Here is a 20,491-nt window from a genome sequence, read left to right as displayed (position 1 = left end):
GGCCCGCCCGTCCGGGCCCGTTGCCGACGGCGCCGCCGACCGGCCCGCGGGCTCCGCCGGGGCCGGGGCGGGGGCGGGCGCCACCGACCCATCCCGGACCGTCACCGCAGTGCGGGCCGTCGCCACGTCATCCGGAAACGGCGGAGCCCGCGCCGTGCGCTCGCCGGGGCGTCGCCCGACTCGACCCGCTCGGCGATCGAGCGCCGGATCTCCAGCTCCCGCTCCCCGCGCCGCACGTCTTCCCGGTAGATGGCTATCGCCGATTCGATCGCGTACATCGCGTCCTCCAGTTCTCGATGACCCGACCCTCCTCGCTGAGGCCCGTGCACCCCATCGGGCGATCGCCCTATTTCCGGGATGACCTCGCACGCGGCGTCTGAGGCATCCCGGCGCGGCGTCTGCGGCATCCCGGCGCGGCGTCTGCGGCATCCGGTCCTGCCCCACCGCCCGATTTCTTCGCCGAGTGGGTAGCCCTTGCGGGTGCGCCGCCGCCCGGACCCGCAAGGGCTACCCACTCGCGGGAAGGTGCTGGGGGTGTGCGCGGCCGTCGTGCTCCGCACGGCCGACCCGCACAGCCGACCCGTTCGCCGGGGGCTTCGGAGACCCGGCGCGGTGCCGCGCGTCGGCGAGCGACGCGGTTCTTGCGGATTCCTCACCGATGTCGAGGACTTTTGCATGTCACGCGTTCGTATGTTGACGATTGACTTTGGACTTTCACGCCGAATAGCATCCAAACTCAGACGCCGTTCCGGTCGAGCGGCCCGCTCCGCGAGGCCGTCCGATGGACGTCCGTGCCCTGTCGACGATGACGGAGGATCGCCATGCTGCATGCCGCTGCACGCCACACCGAGGCGCCTGCCGCGCCGCACGGACGGCCCCGCGAGATGCCGACCGCGCTGCACGGCCGCGTCGGCCGGGTGCTCGGCGGTCCCGGCGACGTCGCCGATGCGCTCTGGGACGAGGTCGCGGCCCGCGCCTCCGGTTCGGGGCCGGCCGTGGCGGAGCTCATCGGCCTCGCCCGCGATACCGACGGCGGCAAGCGGCTGCGGCCGAAGCTCGTCGCGGCGGCCTACCTGGCCTTCGGCGGCGACGACCGCGCGCTCGTGCGCCGCGTCGCCGGGGCCCAGCAGCTCGTGCACCTCGCGCTGTGCGCCCACGACGACCTCATCGACGGCGACCTCGTGCGCCACGGCCGCGCCAACGCGATCGGAGCCGCCGCCGCCCTCGCTCGCGCCGACGGCGGCGATGCGGACCAGTCCGAACGGCTCGGCACGGCGGCCGCGGTGCTCGTCGGCGACCTCGCGCTCGGCACCGCGGTCGGGGCACTGCTGACGGCGCCTGCCTCCGACGCGCGTCGCGCACGCCTCGCGCTCGCGACCGTGCAGGCCGTCGAACGGGCGATCGCCGGCGAGTACCTCGACGTGCGCAACGAGCTCGTCGCGCCCGATCGCTCGGACCCGCTCGCCGTGGCCCGGTTGAAGACCGCGTCCTACAGCATCACGCTGCCGCTCGCGCTCGGCGCGATCGCCGCCGGCATCGAGGACGGTGCGGTCCACTCGACGATCGAACGGGTCGGCACGGCGCTCGGCATCGCGTACCAGCTCGGCGACGACGACCTCGGCCTGTTCGGCGCCCCCGAGATCACCGGCAAATCGGTGCTCTCCGACCTCCGCGACGGCAAGCGCACCGAACACATCCGCCTCGCCCACGGGCTCGCGAACCCCGACGATCGCGCCGCCCTCGAGCAGACCCTCGGCCGAACCGAGGCGACCCCGGCGGATCTCGAGCGGATCCGCGTGCTCGTCATCGCGACCGGCGCGCGATCCCTCGTGCGCGGCCGCATCCGCGCGCTGCTCGACGCGGCCGACGAGGACGCCCGCGCGGGCCTGCCCGCCGAACTCGCCGCCTATCTCACCGACCTCGCCCGGACCCTCCGCGACCGGACCAGCTGAACGAAGGAGCATCTTGGACACCGCACTCTCCACCTCTCCCGCCACGGACGCCGGCTCGGACGGCGCTCGTTGGAACCGCGGCCGCGTGGGCCTCTGGCTCATCGGCGCCCGCGGTTCGGTCGCGACGACGGCGGCCGTCGGCGCCCTCGCCCTCGGCGCCGGCCGCGCCCCCGCCACCGGCTGCACGACCGCCGGCCCGGCGATGCGGGACGTGCCGATGCCCGGCTTCGACCAGCTCGTCATCGGCGGCCACGATGTGACGACGACGCCGCTGCCCGCGCGGGCGCGCTCCCTCGCCGACACCGGGATGCTGCCCGCCGAGCTCGTCGCCGCCGTGCACGACGGGCTCGTGCGCACCGACGCCGAACTCCGTCCCGGCTACGTGGCCGGGGCCGGCCGCGAGAGCCAGGGCGAAGCGGTGCGCCGGCTCGCCGCGGACATCCTCGCCTTCCGCGAGCGGCACCTGCTCGCGCACGTCGTCGTCGTCGACGTCTCCTCGACCGAGCCGCTGCCCGCCGACCGCCTCGAGTTCCACGACGACGAGCTGCTCGCCCGCGCCCTCGAGGACCCGGCGGCGAGCGTGCTCCCGGCGAGCGCGATCGCGGCCCTCGCGGCGATCGAGTCGGGCAGCGCCTACGCGTGCTTCACGCCCTCCGCGGGCATGACGATCCCGACCGTGCGCCGCCGCGCCGAGGGGCGGATCCCCTTCGCGGGTCAGGACGGCAAGACGGGCGAGACGCTGCTGCGCACCGTGCTCGCCCCGATGTTCACGGCGCGCGGGATGCGGGTGCGCTCGTGGGCGGGCACGAACCTGCTCGGCGGCGGCGACGGGGCGACCCTCGCCGACCCGGAGGCCGTGCGCAGCAAGCTCGCCTCGAAGAACCGCGGCCTGAACCGCCTCCTCGGCGACGACGTCGTCGCGCCCCTGCACATCGACAACGTGCCCGACCTCGGCGACGTCAAGACGGCGTGGGACCACGTGAGCGCGGAGGGATTCCTCGGCTCGCGCATCACCCTGCAGACGACCTGGAGCGCCCACGACTCGATGCTCGCCGCGCCGCTCGTGCTCGACCTCGCGCGGCTGCTCTCGCTCGCGGACGCGACGGGAACGACGGGCGCGGTGCCCGCCCTCGGCGTCTTCTTCAAGGACCCGTGGGGCAGCGACGTGCACGCGTTCGCCGACCAGACGACGGCCCTGCACGCGTGGGCCGCCGAGACCGGGATGCGCGCGGCGACGGCCGCGCCCGCCGAGTCGGCTTCCTCCGAGCTGCGGATCGGCGCCGCTCGATGACCCGCTTCGGCGACGTCCTCGATCTCGTGCGGGCGCCCGCGGTGCTCACCGTGCTCGGGGACGCCGTCGTCGGCGGCAGCGTCGCGCACGGCGGGCTGCGGGGGCGGGGCTGGTTGCTGCCGCTCGCCTCGGCCGCGATCTACAGCGGCGGGATGGCGCTCAACGACTACGCCGACCGTCGGCTCGACGCGCTCGAACGGCCGGAGCGGCCGATCCCCTCCGGCCGCATCGCGCCGCGGACTGCGCTCGGCATCGCGATCGGCCTCGAGGCGGTGGGCGTCGTGCTCGCCGCGGCGGGAGCCGGCCGGCGCGGGGCGCTGCTCGCCCTGCCGCTCGTCGCCGCCGTCGTGGTCTACGACACGGTCGCGAAGCCGACCGCGGCGGGTCCCGTCTCGATGGCGGTCTGCCGCGGGCTCGACGTGCTCCTCGGCGCGCGGGGATCGCTCCGCGCGCTGCCCGCCGCGCTCACGGTCGCGACGCACACGGTCGGCGTGACGGCGCTCTCGCGCGGCGAGGTCGACGGCGGCACCGCAGCCGACCTCGGCATCTCGCTCGCAGCGACCGGTGCCGCGGCCGCCTCGATCGACGCGGTCGTGCCGGGACGCGGGTCCGTCCCCGCCGCGGTCGAGAGCGGGTCGCCCGGCGCTGGGCGCGCGGATGCCTCGCAGGCAGCCGCCCTCGCCCGAGCGGGCGGCGCACTCGGCGCCGCCGCCTACCTCGTGTCGGCGTTGCCGGGCCAACTCGCGGCCCTCGACGACCGCACGGGGCCGACCGTGCGCGACGCGACCCGGGCGGGCATCGGCTCCGTCGTGCCGCTGCAGGCCGCGCTCGTCGCACGCAGCGGCGCCTGGGCATCCGCGGTCGGGCTCGCCGCGCTCGACGTGCTGCGCCGGCGGCTCACCGCTCGGCGCCGTCGAGGGGACGTCACGTGAGCGCCTCGACGACGACCGCCGCCGCGCAGCGCAGCGCGGCGCTCCCGGGCGCCGGGTTCGCGCTCGGCTACGGCACGAACGGCTTCACCGACCACCCGTTGCCCGACGTGCTGCGCGTGCTCGACGGCCTCGGGTACGAGGCGATCGCACTCACCCTCGGTCATCCGCACCTCGACCCGTTCGCCCCCGACGCCGACGAGCGCGCCGCCGACCTGCGCCGCCGCCTCGACGACCTCGGCTGGAGAGTCGTCGTCGAGACGGGCGCCCGCTACCTGCTCGACCCGTTCCGCAAGCACCGCCCGAACCTCCTCGACGACGACGCGCGGCTCCGCGAGGAGTTCCTGCGCCGGGCCGTCGACCTCGCCGCGATCCTGGAGGCCGAGTGCGTGTCGTTCTGGTCGGGCACGCTCCCGGAGGGCGTCGCGGCCGACGCCGCCGGGCTGCGACTTCGGGAGCGCCTCGCCCCGCTCGCGGCCCACGCCGCGGCCTCCGGCGTCGCCCTCGCCCTCGAACCGGAGCCCGGGCACCTTGTCGAGACGGTCGCCGACGCCCTCGCGGTGCACCGCGACCTCGGCGCGCCCGAGGCCCTCGGCCTCACGGTCGACCTCGGGCACTGCGTCGTCGTCGAGCCCGACGGCGTCGTCGGGGCGCTGACGGCCGCCGCAGCGCTGCTGCGCAACGTGCAGGTCGACGACATGCTGCCCGTCGCCCACGAGCACCTCGAGCCGGGCGCGGGCGAGGTCGACTTCGCCGCGGCCTTCCGCGCGCTCGACGGACTCGGCTATCGCGGCATCGCCGCCGTCGAGCTGCCGCGGCACGCCCACGACGCTCCGGGCGCCGCCGCCCGGTGCCGCACCGCACTCCACGACGCCTGGGAGGCACGATGACCACCGCCTGGACCGCCAGCGGCGAAGCGGCCGTCCGCACGGACCCCGCCCGCATCGCCGAGCTCTTCCCCGAGGCCGGCCGCGCCGTCGGCCGCACCCCGCTCGACGCCGACGACCCGCTCGGCCTCGTGCGCGGCACGCTCGACGACGAGGCGCGTGCCCGGCTCGTCGGCGCCCTGCTCGACTCGGCCCCCGCGGCGGAGGCCGCCCGTACCCTCGCCGACCTCTACCGCTACGGCGACGACGCCGAGCGCCGCGGGGTGCTGCACGGCCTGAACGCCGCCGATCCCGCGTCGCCCGAGGTCGTCGAGGCCGGGCTCGCGTTCGTCGCCGACGCCCTCCGCGCGAACGACCCCCGGCTCGTCGCCGCCGCGCTCGGCGCGTTCGCGGCGCACCGGCTCGACCAGCACGCCTGGCGCCACGGCGTGCTCAAGGCCCTCTTCATGGGCATCCCGCTCGACGCGGTCGCCGACCTCGAGCGCCGCACCGACCCCGAGCTCGCCCGCATGGCCGCCGGACTCGTCGCCGAGCGCCGCGCGGCCGGCCGCACCGTCAGCGACGACGTCGCACGGCTCGCGGCCGCGAACCCGGCCGCCACGAACACCGCCCAGGAGGACTGAATGCGTATCTTCGACCCCCACATCCACATGACCTCGCGCACGACCGACGACTACCGCGCGATGTACGCCGCAGGCGTGCGCGCCCTCGTCGAGCCGTCCTTCTGGCTGGGCCAGCCGCGCACGAACGTCGGCAGCTTCACCGACTACTTCGACGCCCTCATCGGGTGGGAGCGTTTCCGGGCGTCGCAGTACGGCATCCGCCACCACGCGACCATCGGCCTCAACCCGAAGGAGGCGAACGACCCGCGCTGCCGCGAGGTGCTCGACGTGCTGCCGCGCTATCTCCGCAAGGACGGCGTCGTCGCCGTCGGCGAGACGGGCTACGACTCGATGACCCCAGAGGAGGACGAGGTCTTCGCCCGGCAGCTGGAACTCGCGATCGCCTTCGACCTGCCGGTGCTCGTGCACACGCCCCACCGCGACAAGGCCGCCGGCACGCGTCGCACGCTCGACGTCATCCGCGAATCGGGCATCGCGCCCGAGCGAGTCGTCGTCGATCACCTCAACGAGCTCACCGTCGCCGACGTGCTCGACTCGGGATGCTGGCCGGCCTTCTCCATCTATCCCGACACCAAGATGGACGAGGTCCGCTTCGTGCGCCTCCTCCAGGAGTACGGCACCGAGCGGATGCTCGCGAACAGCGCCGCCGACTGGGGCCACTCCGACCCGCTGAAGACGCAGGCGACCGCGCAGGCGATGCTCACCGCGGGGTTCACCGACGACGACGTCGACCTCGTGCTCTGGCGCAATCCCGTCGCCTTCTACGGGCAGAGCGGCCGGCTCGTGCTCGATCCGGTACCGGGCTTCGAGGATGACGCGGAGGCGCCGGTCCCCGCCGCGGGCGTCGCGTTCGAGGGCAACTCGGTGCTGCGCGGGGTGCGCGTCTGATGGAGCTCTCGTACTGCACCAACGTCCATCCTGCCGAGGACCTCGACGGCGTGCTCGACCAGCTCGACGCGTTCGCGGGACCGGTGCGGCTCGCCGCCGGACTCGACCGGCTCGGGGTCGGCCTCTGGCTGCCCGCGGCGCTCGCCCACGAACTCGACCGGGATGCCCGCGCTCGACTCCGCCTCCGCGACGGCCTCGAGCGCAACGGGCTCGAACTGCGCACGATCAACGCCTTCCCGTACGCCGCGTTCCACGCCGAGGTCGTCAAGCTCGACGTCTACCGGCCGGACTGGACCGAGGCGCTCCGCTGCGAGTACACCCTCGCGTGCGCGCGCGTGCTCGCCCACCTGCTGCCGGAGGGCGCCGCGGGCAGCATCTCCACCCTGCCGCTCGCCTGGCGGGAGCCGTGGAGCGCCGACGACGACGCCGTGGCGACGGCCGCGTTCGCGGAGGTCTCCGCCGCGCTCGCCGACCTGCGCGAGCGCACCGGCCGAACCGTCCGCATCGCGATCGAGCCCGAGCCGGGCTGCGTGCTCGACACCGTCGCCGACATCGTCGACTGGCTCGCACCGCGGCTGCGCACCGCCGACGCGGGCGACGCAGGCGGCGGCATCGACCCCGAGTTCGTCGGCGTGTGCCTCGACACCTGCCACCTGGCCGTCTCCTTCGCCGACCCGGTCGAAGCGGTCCGCGCGGTCGCGGCGGCGGGCATCCGGGTCGTGAAGGTGCAGGCCTCGGCCGCCCTCCACGCCGAGTCCCCGGCCGACCCCGCGACCCGCGAGGCGCTCGCCGGGTTCGTGGAGGCCCGCTACCTGCACCAGACGCGCGAGCTCGCGGCCGACGGACGCGTGCTCCCCGCCGACGACCTGCCCGACGCCCTCGACCTGCTCCCGGCCGACGGCCCCTGGCGCGTGCACTTCCACATGCCGCTGCATCTCGCACCGCCGGCGCCGCTCGCCGCGACCGCCGACGTGCTCCGCGAAGCGGTCGCGGCCGTGCTCGCGATCCCGCACGGCGACGAGGCGCACCTCGACGTCGAGACGTACACCTGGAGCGTGCTGCCGGGCGGCGGCGACCTCGTCGCGGGCATCGCGGCCGAACTGCGCTGGGCGAGCGACGAACTGCTCGCCGAGGCCGTGGCGGAGGTGCGCGCATGACCCGGGTGCTGCTCCTCGACGTCGTCGGCCTCACCGAGCGCGCCCTCGCGCACATGCCGCGGCTCAGCGCGCTCGCGTCGTCGGGCGTGCAGACGCACCTCGGCACCGTGCTGCCCGCCGTCACCTGCTCGGTGCAATCGACCATGCTGACGGGCCTCGCGCCCGCCCAGCACGGCGTCGTCGGCAACGGCTGGTTCCACCGCGACATCGGCGAGGTCAACCTCTGGCGCCAGCACAATGCGCTCGTGCAGGGGGAGAAGGTGTGGGAGACCGCGCGACGGCTCGAACCCGGGTTCACGGCCGCGAACATCGGCTGGTGGTACGCGATGGGCGCCTCGACCGACGTCACCGTCACGCCGCGGCCGATCTACCACGCCGACGGCCGCAAGTCCCCCGACTGCTACACCCGGCCCGCCGCACTGCACGACCGGCTGACGGGCGACCTCGGCGACTTCCCCCTCTTCCAGTACTGGGGCCCGACGGCCTCGATCGCCTCGACCACGTGGATCATCGAGGCGACGCGCTCGGTGCTGCGCGAGGAGGCATCCGATCTCGTGCTGGCCTACCTGCCCCACCTCGACTACGACCTGCAGCGCTTCGGCCCGGACTCCCCCGAGGCCGACCGCGCCGCGGCCGAACTCGACACGGCGCTCGCCCCGCTGCTCGAGGACGCCCTCGCCGCCGGGGCGACCGTCATCGCGGTCGCCGAGTACGGCATCGCGCCCGCCGACCGCCCGGTCGACGTGAATCGGGCGCTGCGCCGCGCCGGACTGCTCGAGGTGCAGGTGCAGCAGGGCCGCGAGCTGCTCGACCCGCTCGTCTCCCGGGCCTTCGCCGTCGCCGACCATCAGGTCGCCCACGTGTACGTGCGCGACGCCGCCGACCTGCCGCGGGTACGGGAGGTGCTCGCGGGGCTCGAGGGCGTCGACGAGGTGCTCGACCGCGAGGCGCAGGCCCGGTACGGTCTCGACCACGAGCGGGCGGGCGAACTCGTGCTCGTCGCCGAGCCCGGCGCGTGGTTCACCTATTACTACTGGCTCGACAACGAGCGCGCCCCCGACTTCGCCCGCGGCGTCGAGATCCACAAGAAGCCCGGCTACGACCCCGCCGAGCTCTTCCTCAACCCGGCCGACCCGTTCGCGAAGGCGAAGGCCGGCATGAACCTCGTGCGAAAGAAGCTCGGCCTGCGCTACGCCATGAACGTCGTGCCGCTCGACGGCTCGTACGTGCGCGGCACGCACGGGCGCCTGCCCGACTCGGCCGCCGACACCCCGCTGCTCCTCTCCTCGGACGCGTCGTTGCCGTTCTGGGATGCCGCGGGCGGGACGGTGCCCGCCGCACGGGTGCGGGACCTCGTGCTCGAGGCGGCGCTGCGCCCGGCCGGCGCACGGACGGCTCGGCCGTGACCGTCGACGCGCCCGCCGAACAGGTCGTGCTGCTGGATGACGCGGGCTTCGCGATCGGCACCGCCGACAAGTCGCTCGTGCACGACGCGGCGACCCCGCTGCACCTCGCGTTCTCCTGCTACGCGTTCGGCCCCGATGGGCGGATGCTGCTGACGCGGCGAGCCCTCGGCAAGCGCACCTGGCCGGGGGTCTGGACGAACGCGTGCTGCGGGCATCCGGCCCCCGGCGAGCCGATCGAGGATGCCGTGGTGCGACGGGTGCGGCAGGAACTCGGCGTCGAGCCGACGGACCTCCGCCTCGTGCTGCCGGACTTCCGCTACCGGGCGGTCGACGCCTCCGGCACGGTCGAGCACGAGGTGTGCCCGGTCTACCTCGCGGAGCTGTCCGGCGATCCCGTGCCCGACCCCGACGAGGTCGCCGAGTGGGCGTGGACGGACCCGCGCGACTTCGTCGGCGTCGCCCTGCTCGCGCCGCACCTGCTGAGCCCGTGGAGCGTGCTCCAGGCCGGCGAGCTCGTGCGGGCGGGCGTCCCGGAGTTCCGCCTCGAGCCGCTCGAGTAGCCCGAACCACGCCACTCGAGTAGCGCGAACCACGCCGGTCGAGTAGCGCGAAGCGCGTATCGAGACCTCGTACGCGGTCTCGATACGGCGCTGCGCGCCTGCTCGACCGGCCCCCTGCCCGACCTGCGCCCGGAGAACGCCGAGTGGGTAGGTGCTGCGGGTGCATCCCTCGAGGGACCCGCAACACCTACCCACTCACGGAAATCGAGCCCACTCACGGATACCGAGAGTCGGACGCGTACCTCGCCTCCGCCAGCGCTGAGTGGGTAGGTACTGCGGGTGCATCCCTCACGGGACCCGCAGCACCTACCCACTGGGGAGATACTGCGGGTGCGTCCCGCATGGGACCCGCAGCACCTACCCACTGGGGAGATGCGCGCACTCAGTCGTGCGAGCTGAACGCCGAGTCGAACGCGGCGGCCGACGGCTCGTACGTCGAGAGCTTGCGCACGAAGCCGAGCGCCTCCGGGGCGCCGACGAGGCGGTCCATGCCGGCGTCCTCCCACTCGACCGAGAGCGGACCCTCGTAGCCGATGGCGTTGAGCATGCGGAACGCGTCCTCCCACGGCACGTCGCCGTGACCGGTCGAGATGAAGTCCCAGCCGCGACGCGGGTCGGCCCACGCGAGGTGCGAGGACAGCCGGCCGTTACGGCCGTTGCCCACGCGCTTCTTCGTGTCCTTGCAATGCACGTGGTAGATCCGGTCCTGGAAGTCCCAGAGGAAGCCGACCGGGTCGATGTCCTGCCACACCATGTGCGAGGGGTCCCAGTTGAGGCCGAACGACTCGCGGTGCCCGATCGCCTCGAGCGTGCGCACGGTCGTCCAGTAGTCGTAGGCGATCTCGGAGGGGTGCACCTCGTGCGCGAAGCGCACGCCGACCTCCTCGAAGACGTCGAGGATCGGGTGGAACCGGTCGGCGAAGTCCTGGTAGCCGGCGTCGATCATCTCGGCGGAGGCCGGCGGGAACATCGCCACCGTCTTCCAGATCGACGAGCCCGTGAAGCCCGTGACGGTCTTCACGCCGAGCGCCGCGGCCATGCGAGCCGTGAGCTTGAGCTCCTCGGCCGCTCGCTGCCGCACGCCCTCGGGGTCGCCGTCGCCCCACACGCGGTCGTTGACGATGTCGCGGTGCCGCTGGTCGATCGGGTCGTCGCAGACGGCCTGGCCGACGAGGTGGTTCGAGATCGTGAAGACCTCGAGCCCGTTGCGCTCGAGGATGTCGAGGCGGCCCTGCACGTACTCGGCGTCGTCCCAGCGGGAGACGTCGAGGTGGTCGCCCCACGAGGCGATCTCGAGGCCGTCGTAGCCCCACTCGCCGGCGAGCCGGGCCACCTCCTCGAAGGGCAGATCGGCCCACTGGCCGGTGAACAGGGTGATCGGTCGCGCCATCGCGCCCCTCCTCCGTCGGATGTTGCGGGTGTTTCGGTCGTCGTGCGGTCGCGGTGCCGTCGTCGCGGGCTCAGAGCCGCGCGGGTTCGGGGACGACGCTGGTCCAGGTCGAGCCGTTCGCCGAGCTCGTCTCCACCGCGGCCAGCACCTGCTGCACCTGGAGGCCCTCGTCGAAGGTCGGGTGCGGCGCCGTGCCGGCGTCGATCGCGGCGACGAGATCGACGACCTGGTGGGTGAAGGCGTGCTCGTAGCCGAGCATATGGCCGGCCGGCCACCACGCCGACAGGTACGGGTGGGTCGGCTCGGTGACGAGGATGCGCGTGAAGCCCTGCACCTCGTCGGGAGCGCTCCGGTCGTAGAAGCGGAGCGTGTTGAGGTCCTCGAGGTCGAACCGGAGCGCGCCGCGCTCGCCGGAGACCTCGATCGAGAGGCCGTTCTTGCGGCCGGTCGCGAAGCGGGTCGCCTCGAAGGAGACGAGCGCGCCGCCCGAGAGCCGGCCGGTGAAGACGGCGACGTCGTCGACGCTGACTTCGCCGCGCTCCGCCGTGACGGTGCCGCCGAGGCCGGAGCGTTCACCGAGGATCGGCCGTGAGGTCACGATCGTCTCGACGGTGCCGGAGACGGCCTCGACCTGCTGGCCCGTCACGAACTGCGTGAGGTCGATGATGTGGGCGCCGATGTCGCCGAGCGCCCCCGAGCCGGCGAGGTCCTTCTGCAGGCGCCAGGTGAGCGGCGACTCGGGGTCGACCAGCCAGTCCTGGCGGTAGGCCGCCCGGATCTGGTTGATGCGGCCCACACGGCCCTCCGCGATGAGGTCGCGGAGGAGCGTGACGGCCGGGACGCGGCGGTAGGTGAAGCCGACCATGGCCAGCACGCCGCGTTCCGCGGCCCGCTCGGCGGCGGCGGCCATCCCGACGGCCTCTTCGACCGTGTTGGCGAGCGGCTTCTCGCAGAGCACGTGCTTGCCCGCCTCGAGCGCGGCGATCGCGATCTCGGCATGGGAGAACCCCGGCGTGACGACGTCGACCACGTCGATGTCGTCACGGGCGACCACCTCGCGCCAGTCCACCGCCGACTCCGTCCAGCCCCACTTGGCGGCGGCCTGGGCGGTGGGCTCGGGCGATCGGCCGACGAGCACGGCCATCTCGACGTCGCGAGCCAGGTCGAACATGCGCGGTGCCTGTCGCCAGCCGACCGAGTGCGCAGCACCCATGAATCCGTGGCCGATCATGGCGACCCGCAATGCGGGGCGGTGCGAAGTGTTCACTGCAGGATCCTCTCCAGGGATGTGCGCGGGGCGCCCGGCCGCAGGCCGGGCGCCCCGCTGGTGTCGATCAGGACTCGAATGCGAGGTCGTAGAACTGGTCGACGTTGTCCTTGGTGACGACGGGCGCATCGAGGACGATGCGGTTCGGCACGCTCGGGGTGATGAGGTCGCTCATGGTCTTGCCCTGGGCGATGAGGCGGGCGAGCGCGACGCCGTCGGCGGCCTGCGTCGACGGGTAGATGACCGTCGCCTTGAGCACCGAGTCGTCGGCCTTGATGATGTCCATCGCGTTCTTCGAACCGGCGCCGCCCATCATGATGAACTCGTCCCGTCCGGCGGACTCGATGGCGGCCAGCACGCCGACGCCCTGGTCGTCGTCGTGGTTCCAGAGCGCGTCGATCTGCGGGTTGGCCGAGAGCAGCTGCGAAGCGGCCGCCTCGCCGCCGGCGACGGTGAAGTCGGCGGCCACACGGGCCGACACCTCGAGGTCGCAATCGGCGAGGGCGTCGGCGAAGCCCTGCGAACGGTCCTGGGTGAGCGGCAGCGAGTCGATGCCCGCGATCTCCGCGACCACGGCGTCGGGGTTGTCGCCGACCTGCTCGCAGATGTAGTGACCGGCCGAGACGCCCATGCCGTAGTTGTCGCCGAGGATGGTGGCCCGGGCGGCGAAGGGGCTCGAGAACTCGCGGTCGACGTTGATGACCGGGATGCCCGCCTCCATCGCCTTGATGGCGACTTCGGTGAGGGCCGCGCCGTCGGTCGGCAGCAGCACGATGGCGTCGACGCCGTCGTTGATGAACGTCTCGACCGCCGCGATCTGGGCGCTCGCGTCGTTCGTGCCCTCGGCGACCTTGAGGTCGACATCGGCGAAGCTGTCGGCCGCCGCCTGCGCGCCGGAGTTGATGGCGCCGAGCCAGCCGTGGTCGGCGGCCGGGCCCGAGAATCCGATGGTGACGGTGTCGCCGCTGGCGGCGTTCTCATCGCTCGACGTGCCCTGGTCGACGACGCTCTCGTCGTCGCCGGACGACGAACAGCCTGCGAGCAGGCCGATCGCGGCGACTGCCGCGGCGCCGGCCAGGAACGTGCGCGTGCGCGTGATCCGCATGTGTTTCCTCCTTGAAAGTGATGCAGTTCGAGCCAGCCGGGGACTGGGGCCCGGTGCGGACCTTCGTCGAAGGGTGCGTCCGCGCTGACTTCGATCACCGTAGCAGAAGTGATGACGCAATGGTCAACTTTTGTATTTATCTTGGCGGAAGTACCGGATGCCCTGTTCGGGGGGCAGATCCGGCGGAGTTCCGGCCGGTGCGGCTTGTGCGACAGGCGTATTCCGCGCCGTTCCAGAAAGTGTCGCGGGAAGAAGGCGGACCTGTTATGTTCACCCCGTGACCAAAGTTGACCACACCTCGTCATTACTCGTCGTCCGAGGGCTGACGAAGGCATTCGCCGGCGTCCGCGCCCTCAAGGGCGTCGACCTCGATATCCGCCCGGGCGAAGTCCACTGCATCCTCGGCCAGAACGGCGCGGGCAAGTCGACGCTCATCAAGACGCTCGCCGGCGTGCACCGCCCCGACGAGGGCGAGATCGTCTGGCAGGGCGAGACGGTGACCATCGCCGACCCGCAGGCCGCGATCGATCTCGGCATCGCCACCATGTACCAGGAGCTCGACGTCGTCGACGGCCTCACCATCGCCGAGAACGTCTTCCTCGGGCACGAGCTCGCCTCGGGCGGCTTCACCCGTCGGAGCGAAGCGGCCAAGCTGACCAAGGAACTGCTCAAGCGCCTCGGGCACGGCTCGCTCTCGCCGAACACCGAGGTCGGCCGGCTCAGCGCCGCCAACAAGCAGATCGTGAGCATGGCGCGGGCGCTCTCGCACGACATCAAGCTCATCGTCATGGACGAGCCGTCGGCCGTGCTCGACTCCGAAGAGGTGAAGAATCTCTTCAGCGTCGTGCGGGAGCTCACCAGGGCCGGCATCGCCGTCGTCTACATCACCCACCGTCTCGAGGAGATCCGCGAGATCGGCGACCGCATCACCGTCCTGAAGGACGGGCGCAGCACGGCCGTCGGCCTCGAGGTCGCCGACACCCCGACCGCCGAGCTCATCCGGCTCATGACCGGTCGCGAGGTCGCCAACGTCTTCCCGCCCGCGGAGCCCGTCGCCGACGACGCCCCGGTCGTGCTCGACGTCGAGGGCCTCGCGCTCGAGGGCGTCTTCTCCGGCGTGACCTTCTCGGTGCGCGCCGGCGAGATCGTCGGCCTCGCCGGGCTCGTGGGCTCGGGCCGCTCCGAGATCCTCGAGACGGTCTACGGCGCGCGGAAGTCCACCGCCGGCTCCGTGGCCGTCGGCGGCAAGCGCCTCGGCCGCGGCTCGGTCTCGGCCGCCGTCACCGCCGGGGTCGGCCTCTCGCCCGAGGAGCGCAAGAGCCAGGGGCTCGTGCTCGACGAGCCGATCTTCGTCAACGTCACGCTCTCGACGTTCGGCCGCTTCGCGAAGGGCGGGTTCCTCGACACCCGCGCCGAGCGCTCCGCCGCGCGCGAGCAGATCGAGGCGCTCGAGCTCCGCCCGCCGGACCCGGACCGCCCGGCGGTCACCCTGTCCGGCGGCAACCAGCAGAAGATCCTCCTCGCGCGCTGGCTCGTGCACGGCACCAAGGTGCTGCTGCTCGACGAGCCCACCCGCGGCGTCGACGTCGGCGCCCGCGCCGAGATCTACGCGCTCATCCGCCGGCTCGCCGCCGCCGGCAACGCGATCGTGATCGTCTCCAGCGAGATCGAGGAGGTGCTCGGCCTCGCCGACACCGTGCTCGTCGTCGCCGACGGCAAGGTCCTCACCACCGTCCCCGCTGCACAGATCGACGAGCACGGCGTGCTCGACCTCGTCATGAAAGGAGCTGCCGCGTGAGCGAGCAGACCACCCCGGGCGGCGCCGTCGCCGCACCGACCCCGCCCCCGACGCCCACCGAGCCGACGCCCGCGAAGGAGTCGGGCATCCGCCGCCTGCTCTCGGGATCGGTCGGGCGCAACCTCGGCCTCGTGGTGGCGCTCCTCCTCATCGTCGCGGTGGGCGCCATCACGTCGCCCGACAACTTCGCGACGTGGAGCAACACCCTCGTCATCCTCCGCCAGGCCTCGATCGTCGGCGTCATCAGCATCGGCATGACGTTCGTCATCATCTCCGGCGGCATCGACCTCTCGGTCGGCTCGGTGATGGGCCTCGCCTCGGTCGTCGCGACGATCGACGTCGCGCAGGACCTCGCGAGCGCGACCCACTGGACCGTCATGGTCCTCTTCGCGCTCCTCGTCGGCGTCGCCGCCGGCCTCATCAACGGCATCGTCATCGCCTACGGCAACGTCGTCGCGTTCATGGCGACCCTCGCGATGCTCGTCTCGGCCCGCGGACTCGCCGAGATCGTCGCCGAACGCCGAACGCTCATCGTCGGAGACCGCGGGTTCGTCGGGTTCTTCCGCGAGGACTTCCTCGGCGTCGACGTGCTCATCTGGATCTTCATCCTCGTCGCCGCGGCCGGCTGGATCCTGCTCAACCGCACGACCTTCGGCCGTCGCACCGTCGCCATCGGCGGCAACCGCGAGGCGTCCCGGCTCGCGGGCATCAACGTCAAGCGCCACACCGTCTGGCTCTACGTGCTCGCCGGACTCTGCGCGGGCATCGCCGGCGTCATGATCCTCGGCCGCACGACGGCCGGCACGTCGACCCACGGCCAGCTCCTCGAGCTCGACGCGATCGCCGCGGTCGTCGTCGGCGGCACCCTGCTCATCGGCGGGCGCGGCACGATCGTCGGCACCGTCCTCGGCGTCCTCATCTTCCAGACCCTCACGAACGTCTTCGTGCAGAACAACCTCGACTCGTCCGTGCAGGCCGTCGCGAAGGGCGTCATCATCGTCGTCGCCGTGCTGCTCCAGCAGCGCTTCGCCAAGCCCGCCGGCCGATCGAGTTGACGCCGCGACGGCGCTGAGAACCGCAGCAGTCGTCGCATATGTCGGCAGCGAGACGAAAGACGCTCGCTCGAAATGCGAAACCGAAGGGAGTAGTGGTCTACTTGGGAGAATGTCCCGGATGACGACCGATTCGCCCCAGACCATCTCCGGAGTGAGCCAGCTCTTCCAGCTCCTCCGGGACGGCGTGCCGCGCACGCGCGCCGAACTGGCGAAGTCGACCGGCCTCGCCAGATCCACGATCGCCGCGCGCGTCGACGAGCTCATGCGCATGGGGCTCATCACCCCCGTCGCCGACGCCGTGTCGACGGGCGGGCGCCCGCCGTCGCAGTTCGCGCTCAACCCGGCCGCGAAGGTCGTGCTGGCCGCCGACCTCGGTGCCTCGCACGCCACCATCGCGATCACCGACCTCACCGGCCGCGTGCTCGCCGAGCACCACGACGCGCTCGACATCGCGCTCGGCCCGGTGCCGGTGCTCACGTGGGTCGTCGAGGGCGCCTCGAAGCTGCTCGCCGAGACCGGGCACCTCGAGTCGCAGGTCGCCGCCGTGGGCATCGGCGTGCCGGGACCGGTCGAGCATTCCACGGGCCAGCCCGTGAACCCGCCGATCATGCCCGGCTGGGACCGCTTCGACATCCCCGGTTGGGTGCACGACCACCTCCCGGTGCCGGTGCTCGTCGACAACGACGTGAACATCATGGCGCTCGGCGAGCGGGCGGCCGCCTGGCCGGCGGTCGAACACCTGATGTTCGTGAAGGTCGCCACGGGCATCGGCGCGGGACTCATCTCCGGTGGCGAACTGCAGCGCGGCGCCCAGGGCATCGCGGGCGACATCGGCCACGTCCGGGTCGCGCGCGGCTCCGACGTGCCCTGCCACTGCGGCAATCGCGGGTGCCTCGAGGCGCTCGCCTCGGGCCCGGCGATCGCCCGGGCGCTGCGCGAGCAGGGCGTCGAGGCGCACAGCGGCGATGACGTCGTCGACCTCGTCAAGCGCGGCAACATCGACGCCATCCAGGCGGTGCGCCAGGCGGGTCGCGACATCGGCGAGGTTCTCACCGCGGCCGTGAGCCTCATGAATCCGTCGGTCATCGCGATCGGCGGCGGCATGGCCCGCGTCGGCGAGCACCTCATCGCGGGTGTCCGCGAGGTCGTCTACACGCGCTCGACGCCGCTCGCGACCGAGCACCTCTCGATCGTGCAGTCGACCGCGGGCGAGCGCACCGGCATCATCGGCGCGAGCATGCTCGCCGTCGAGCACGCCCTCTCCCCCGAGATCCTCAGCAGCACGCGGTTCGTCACCGCCGTCTGAGCACGGTTCCGAACGCCCGGTTCCGAACGCCCCGGTGCACGGCCCTCCGGCCGGCGCCGGGGCGTTCGCCGTCTCCGATGCGCGCGCCCGCGGGGCGGGCGAGTCGGGCTGCCGGGCGAGTGGTGAGGCGGGGCCGACGGAACCGACCGGCGACCTCAGGCCGACGGGTCGGGCAGCCGGAAGACGAAACGGTCCTCGGGCGCCCAGACGTGCTCGTCGTCGCATCGGTACCCGCGCAGCCACGGCACGGTGTCGACGACCCGCAGGTAGAACCCCTTCGGGTACTCGTCGTCGGCGCGGAGCGGCGCTGCCGCCACCGTGAGCGACCCCTCCGGTGCGCGCCCCGCGGAGAGGACCGAGTCCGTCGAGGCGGCCTGGCCCAGCGTCTGCAACCGGAGGAACGGCGCCGTTTCCGGCGGACAGAGCCGGAGGCCGGAGCGCTCAGCGGCCGAAAAGACCCGCGAGAGCGGCGCGCCGTCGGGCAGTCCCAGTTCGGCCACCGTGCGTTCGACCACCCGGATGCTCCGCACGGTGCCGTCCTCGAGATCGAGGTCGTCGAGGAGGGTCTCCGCGTGCGCGTTCAGCAGCACGCCCGCCTCCGCCAACCGCTGCGCGAGCTCGGCACGGGTGAGGCCGCCGAGCAGGACGGCTCGGTCGTGGGGTTCCGGGTGCTCGGGCATCGACTCCTCCGTGGGGCGTACGGACACAGGACGCCCTCGACCCTCCCACGAGTCGGGGATCGCTCGCGCCCTCGCCGCCGTCCGAGGGCGCCGGTAGGTTCGGGCACGTCGCCGACCCGCCGGTCGGCGTCGACCGAAGGGACGAGGATGTCGGACACCACCTGCCACCTGTCGATCTCGCTCGACGGATTCGTCGCCGGGCCCGAGCAGAGCGCGGAGTTCCCGCTGGGCAAGCGCGGCATCGAGCTGCACACGTGGCACATCGGCGACCCGCGGGCGACGGAGGCCGATCGGGTCGCGAACGAGTGGCTGATGCGACCGCGCGGCGCCTACGTGATGGGCCGCAACATGTTCGGACCGATCCGCGGCGAGTGGGAGGGCGACTGGCGCGGCTGGTGGGGCGACGAACCGCCGTACCACGCACCCGTGTTCGTGCTCACGCACCACCCGCACGAGCCGATCGAGATGGCCGGCGGCACGACGTTCCATTTCGTCACCGACGGGTTCGACGCCGCGTACGCCCGGGCGCTCGATGCGGCCGGCGATCGCGGCGTCGACATCGCGGGTGGCGCGTCGACCGTTCGGCAGGCGCTCGCGGCCGACGTCATCGACGAGCTGACGCTCGACGTCGCACCGGTGCTGCTCGGGTCCGGCGAGCGGATCTTCGACGGCGGCGAGACGTTCGGTTTCACGCCCGTCGAGGTGCAGCACTCCCCGCTCTCCACGCACATCCGGTACCGCCGGGCGAGCTGAACCGCGCGTCGGCCGAACGCAGGGAGAACCGGCGGTGCGGTGTGTCCCCACCGCACCGCCGGGGTCTATCCGGAGCGGCCCCCGACGGGGACCGTGTCGCCGGAGGCCTCGGATGCCGGCGGCGCGTCATCCTCGTCGTGGTCGTCGTCGTCGCCCGCCGCCTCGCCGTCGCGCGAGGCGAGTGCGGCCTCGACCGCGGCGTCGATGTCGCGCTGACGGCCCGCCTTGGCGCGGCGCCTGGCGAGGACGACCGCGGCGACGAGCAGCGCGGCGACGACGACGAGCGCGAGCAGGGTCCAGGGGACCGCGACGGTCGAGGCGCTCGCCGACGCCGCCGGCACCGCCGGGATCTCCGCGGCACTGCCGCCGTCGCGGGAGACGACGTCGCCGCCCACCTCGAGGTCGGCGGCGAGCAGGCCGAGCGGGAACACCGAGTCGACCTGCACCGTGCGCTCGACGGACGTGCCCGGCAGCACTTCGGGGACGTCGTCGGAGGCGGATGCGGCGACGGGGAACCAGCCGAACGGACCCGCGATCGTGATCGCGTCGTCCGGAGCGATGCGCGTGTTGCCGGTGTTCTCGAGCGTGTAGGTCACGGTCGCCCCGCCGGGGGAGAACGGGTTCCAGGTACCCGAGTAGTCGAGCACGACATCGGTCACGGCGAGGCCGGGCACGAGATCGCCGAGCACCCGCAGGTGCATGCGCGAGCCGAGGCGGCGCTCGGTGGCGACGCCGGAGCCGTCGCCGACGGTCATGGAGGCGACGACGCCGGCGGCGTAGTCGCCCGGCTCGGCGTCGGCCGGGATCGCGACCGAGAACGGCACCTCCGCGCTCTGGCCGCTCTCGAGCAGGAGATCGGGGGTCGAGACGTCGACCCAGGCGCCGAGCTCGGTCGACTCCGTGCCGGAGGGCAGCAGATCGAGTGCGCCGTCCGGGCTCAGGATGCCGTCGGCGGCGTAGACGTCGAGCTCGATCGGCCCGCTGCTGCGGTTCGTGACGATGATCGAGTCGCTCAGGGTGCCGCCGGGCGCGAGCTCGTAGGCGAAGTTGGGCCGGCCCGAACCCTGCGCGGTGTCGCCCGGGCGCACGCTCCACGACACGGTGGTGTCGTCGGCGGCTTCCTCGGCGTGGGCCGCGGTGGACAGGCTCAGCCCGCCGAGCGCGAGCGCTGCGGCGGCCAGGACGGACAGGGCGGCCCGGAGGCCGCGGGGCCGGCGCGGTCGGCCGGCGGAGTCGATGGGGAGTGCTGCCAGGGACATGGCGCGTGCTCGCTTTCTGGATGAGGTGGATCCGGTGGTGGCCGTCCCGAACCCCGCCGCGGCGGAGCCCGGGACGGCCGGCCTTGCGGATCAGCTGAGTGCGGTCAGCGTGATCACGGCGGTGTAGGTGCCCTGCGGGGTCTCGAGCGGGAGCTTGAGATCCAGGTCGGCGCCCACGGCGGACT

The 20,491-nt window shown here is 73.2% G+C and carries 18 protein-coding genes; 13 read left to right on the top strand and 5 right to left on the bottom strand.

Annotation, left to right across the window (positions count from 1 at the left end; all coding sequences use genetic code 11):
- Positions 1 to 821: 821 nt before the first annotated feature.
- From GB864_RS14255 to idi, 9 genes are read left to right on the top strand one after another with little or no spacing between them, the layout of a single operon-like run.
- Entirely contained in the window at positions 822 to 1,952 is a 1,131-nt protein-coding gene (locus GB864_RS14255; RefSeq protein ID WP_160426200.1) for a polyprenyl synthetase family protein, read from the top strand.
- 13 nt (positions 1,953 to 1,965) lie between these two features.
- Positions 1,966 to 3,243 (top strand): inositol-3-phosphate synthase, encoded by a 1,278-nt coding sequence (locus GB864_RS14250; protein WP_160426198.1) that lies wholly within the window; start codon positions 1,966 to 1,968, stop codon positions 3,241 to 3,243.
- The gene (locus tag GB864_RS14245) at positions 3,240 to 4,175 is read left to right on the top strand and encodes an SCO3242 family prenyltransferase (protein WP_160426196.1); all 936 of its coding nucleotides are present in this window, start codon (positions 3,240 to 3,242) and stop codon (positions 4,173 to 4,175) included. The genes GB864_RS14250 and GB864_RS14245 overlap by 4 nt, the downstream gene beginning before the upstream one ends.
- The gene (locus GB864_RS18210) at positions 4,172 to 5,062 is read left to right on the top strand and encodes a TIM barrel protein (protein ID WP_202107239.1); all 891 of its coding nucleotides are present in this window, start codon (positions 4,172 to 4,174) and stop codon (positions 5,060 to 5,062) included. The genes GB864_RS14245 and GB864_RS18210 overlap by 4 nt, the downstream gene beginning before the upstream one ends.
- Complete coding sequence (locus GB864_RS18205; protein ID WP_202107238.1) at positions 5,059 to 5,682, top strand: EboA domain-containing protein; 624 nt, start codon at positions 5,059 to 5,061, stop codon at positions 5,680 to 5,682. The genes GB864_RS18210 and GB864_RS18205 overlap by 4 nt, the downstream gene beginning before the upstream one ends.
- A complete protein-coding gene (locus GB864_RS14235) occupies positions 5,683 to 6,570 on the top strand; it encodes a TatD family hydrolase (RefSeq protein ID WP_160426194.1) in 888 nt (295 codons plus the stop codon).
- Positions 6,570 to 7,727, top strand: coding sequence for a metabolite traffic protein EboE (gene eboE, locus GB864_RS14230; protein WP_160426192.1), 1,158 nt, complete (start codon positions 6,570 to 6,572; stop codon positions 7,725 to 7,727). The genes GB864_RS14235 and eboE overlap by 1 nt, the downstream gene beginning before the upstream one ends.
- Positions 7,724 to 9,133, top strand: coding sequence for an alkaline phosphatase family protein (locus tag GB864_RS14225; RefSeq protein ID WP_160426190.1), 1,410 nt, complete (start codon positions 7,724 to 7,726; stop codon positions 9,131 to 9,133). Before eboE ends, GB864_RS14225 begins: the two co-directional genes overlap by 4 nt.
- Positions 9,130 to 9,693, top strand: coding sequence for an isopentenyl-diphosphate Delta-isomerase (gene idi / locus GB864_RS14220; RefSeq protein ID WP_160426187.1), 564 nt, complete (start codon positions 9,130 to 9,132; stop codon positions 9,691 to 9,693). Before GB864_RS14225 ends, idi begins: the two co-directional genes overlap by 4 nt.
- A gap of 382 nt (positions 9,694 to 10,075) precedes the next feature.
- Here the strand turns inward: idi and GB864_RS14215 are convergent, their stop codons facing one another.
- The 3 genes from GB864_RS14215 to GB864_RS14205 all read right to left on the bottom strand — a co-directional run bounded on the left by GB864_RS14215 (position 10,076) and on the right by GB864_RS14205 (position 13,455).
- Positions 10,076 to 11,083: a sugar phosphate isomerase/epimerase family protein gene (locus tag GB864_RS14215; RefSeq protein WP_160426185.1), complete on the bottom strand. Its 1,008-nt coding sequence runs from the start codon at positions 11,081 to 11,083 to the stop codon at positions 10,076 to 10,078.
- A 70-nt stretch (positions 11,084 to 11,153) separates the two neighbouring features.
- A complete protein-coding gene (locus tag GB864_RS14210; protein ID WP_160426204.1) occupies positions 11,154 to 12,314 on the bottom strand; it encodes a Gfo/Idh/MocA family protein in 1,161 nt (386 codons plus the stop codon).
- A gap of 103 nt (positions 12,315 to 12,417) precedes the next feature.
- The gene (locus GB864_RS14205; RefSeq protein WP_160426183.1) at positions 12,418 to 13,455 is read right to left on the bottom strand and encodes a substrate-binding domain-containing protein; all 1,038 of its coding nucleotides are present in this window, start codon (positions 13,453 to 13,455) and stop codon (positions 12,418 to 12,420) included.
- Positions 13,456 to 13,777: 322 nt separating this feature from the next.
- Here GB864_RS14205 and GB864_RS14200 point away from each other — a divergent pair, with 322 nt between their 5' ends.
- The 3 genes from GB864_RS14200 to GB864_RS14190 all read left to right on the top strand — a co-directional run bounded on the left by GB864_RS14200 (position 13,778) and on the right by GB864_RS14190 (position 17,614).
- Complete coding sequence (locus GB864_RS14200) at positions 13,778 to 15,253, top strand: sugar ABC transporter ATP-binding protein (protein ID WP_160426202.1); 1,476 nt, start codon at positions 13,778 to 13,780, stop codon at positions 15,251 to 15,253.
- Positions 15,250 to 16,308: an ABC transporter permease gene (locus GB864_RS14195; protein ID WP_160426181.1), complete on the top strand. Its 1,059-nt coding sequence runs from the start codon at positions 15,250 to 15,252 to the stop codon at positions 16,306 to 16,308. The genes GB864_RS14200 and GB864_RS14195 overlap by 4 nt, the downstream gene beginning before the upstream one ends.
- A 118-nt stretch (positions 16,309 to 16,426) precedes the next feature.
- Complete coding sequence (locus tag GB864_RS14190; RefSeq protein WP_160426179.1) at positions 16,427 to 17,614, top strand: ROK family transcriptional regulator; 1,188 nt, start codon at positions 16,427 to 16,429, stop codon at positions 17,612 to 17,614.
- 155 nt (positions 17,615 to 17,769) lie between these two features.
- Here GB864_RS14190 and GB864_RS14185 read toward each other — a convergent pair whose 3' ends face one another.
- Entirely contained in the window at positions 17,770 to 18,294 is a 525-nt protein-coding gene (locus GB864_RS14185) for a hypothetical protein (RefSeq protein ID WP_160426177.1), read from the bottom strand.
- A 147-nt stretch (positions 18,295 to 18,441) separates the two neighbouring features.
- On the opposite strand from GB864_RS14185, the gene GB864_RS14180 reads away from it, so the two are divergent.
- Complete coding sequence (locus GB864_RS14180) at positions 18,442 to 19,047, top strand: dihydrofolate reductase family protein (RefSeq protein ID WP_160426175.1); 606 nt, start codon at positions 18,442 to 18,444, stop codon at positions 19,045 to 19,047.
- A gap of 65 nt (positions 19,048 to 19,112) precedes the next feature.
- Here GB864_RS14180 and GB864_RS14175 read toward each other — a convergent pair whose 3' ends face one another.
- Positions 19,113 to 20,306 (bottom strand): COG1470 family protein, encoded by a 1,194-nt coding sequence (locus GB864_RS14175; RefSeq protein WP_160426173.1) that lies wholly within the window; start codon positions 20,304 to 20,306, stop codon positions 19,113 to 19,115.
- Positions 20,307 to 20,491 lie beyond the last annotated feature (185 nt).

The organism is Agromyces seonyuensis, from assembly GCF_009789225.1.
Lineage (GTDB): Bacteria > Actinomycetota > Actinomycetes > Actinomycetales > Microbacteriaceae > Agromyces > Agromyces seonyuensis.
The sequence above is the reverse complement of the archived record's forward strand: the minus strand, read 5'-3'. Positions and strand labels throughout refer to the sequence as shown.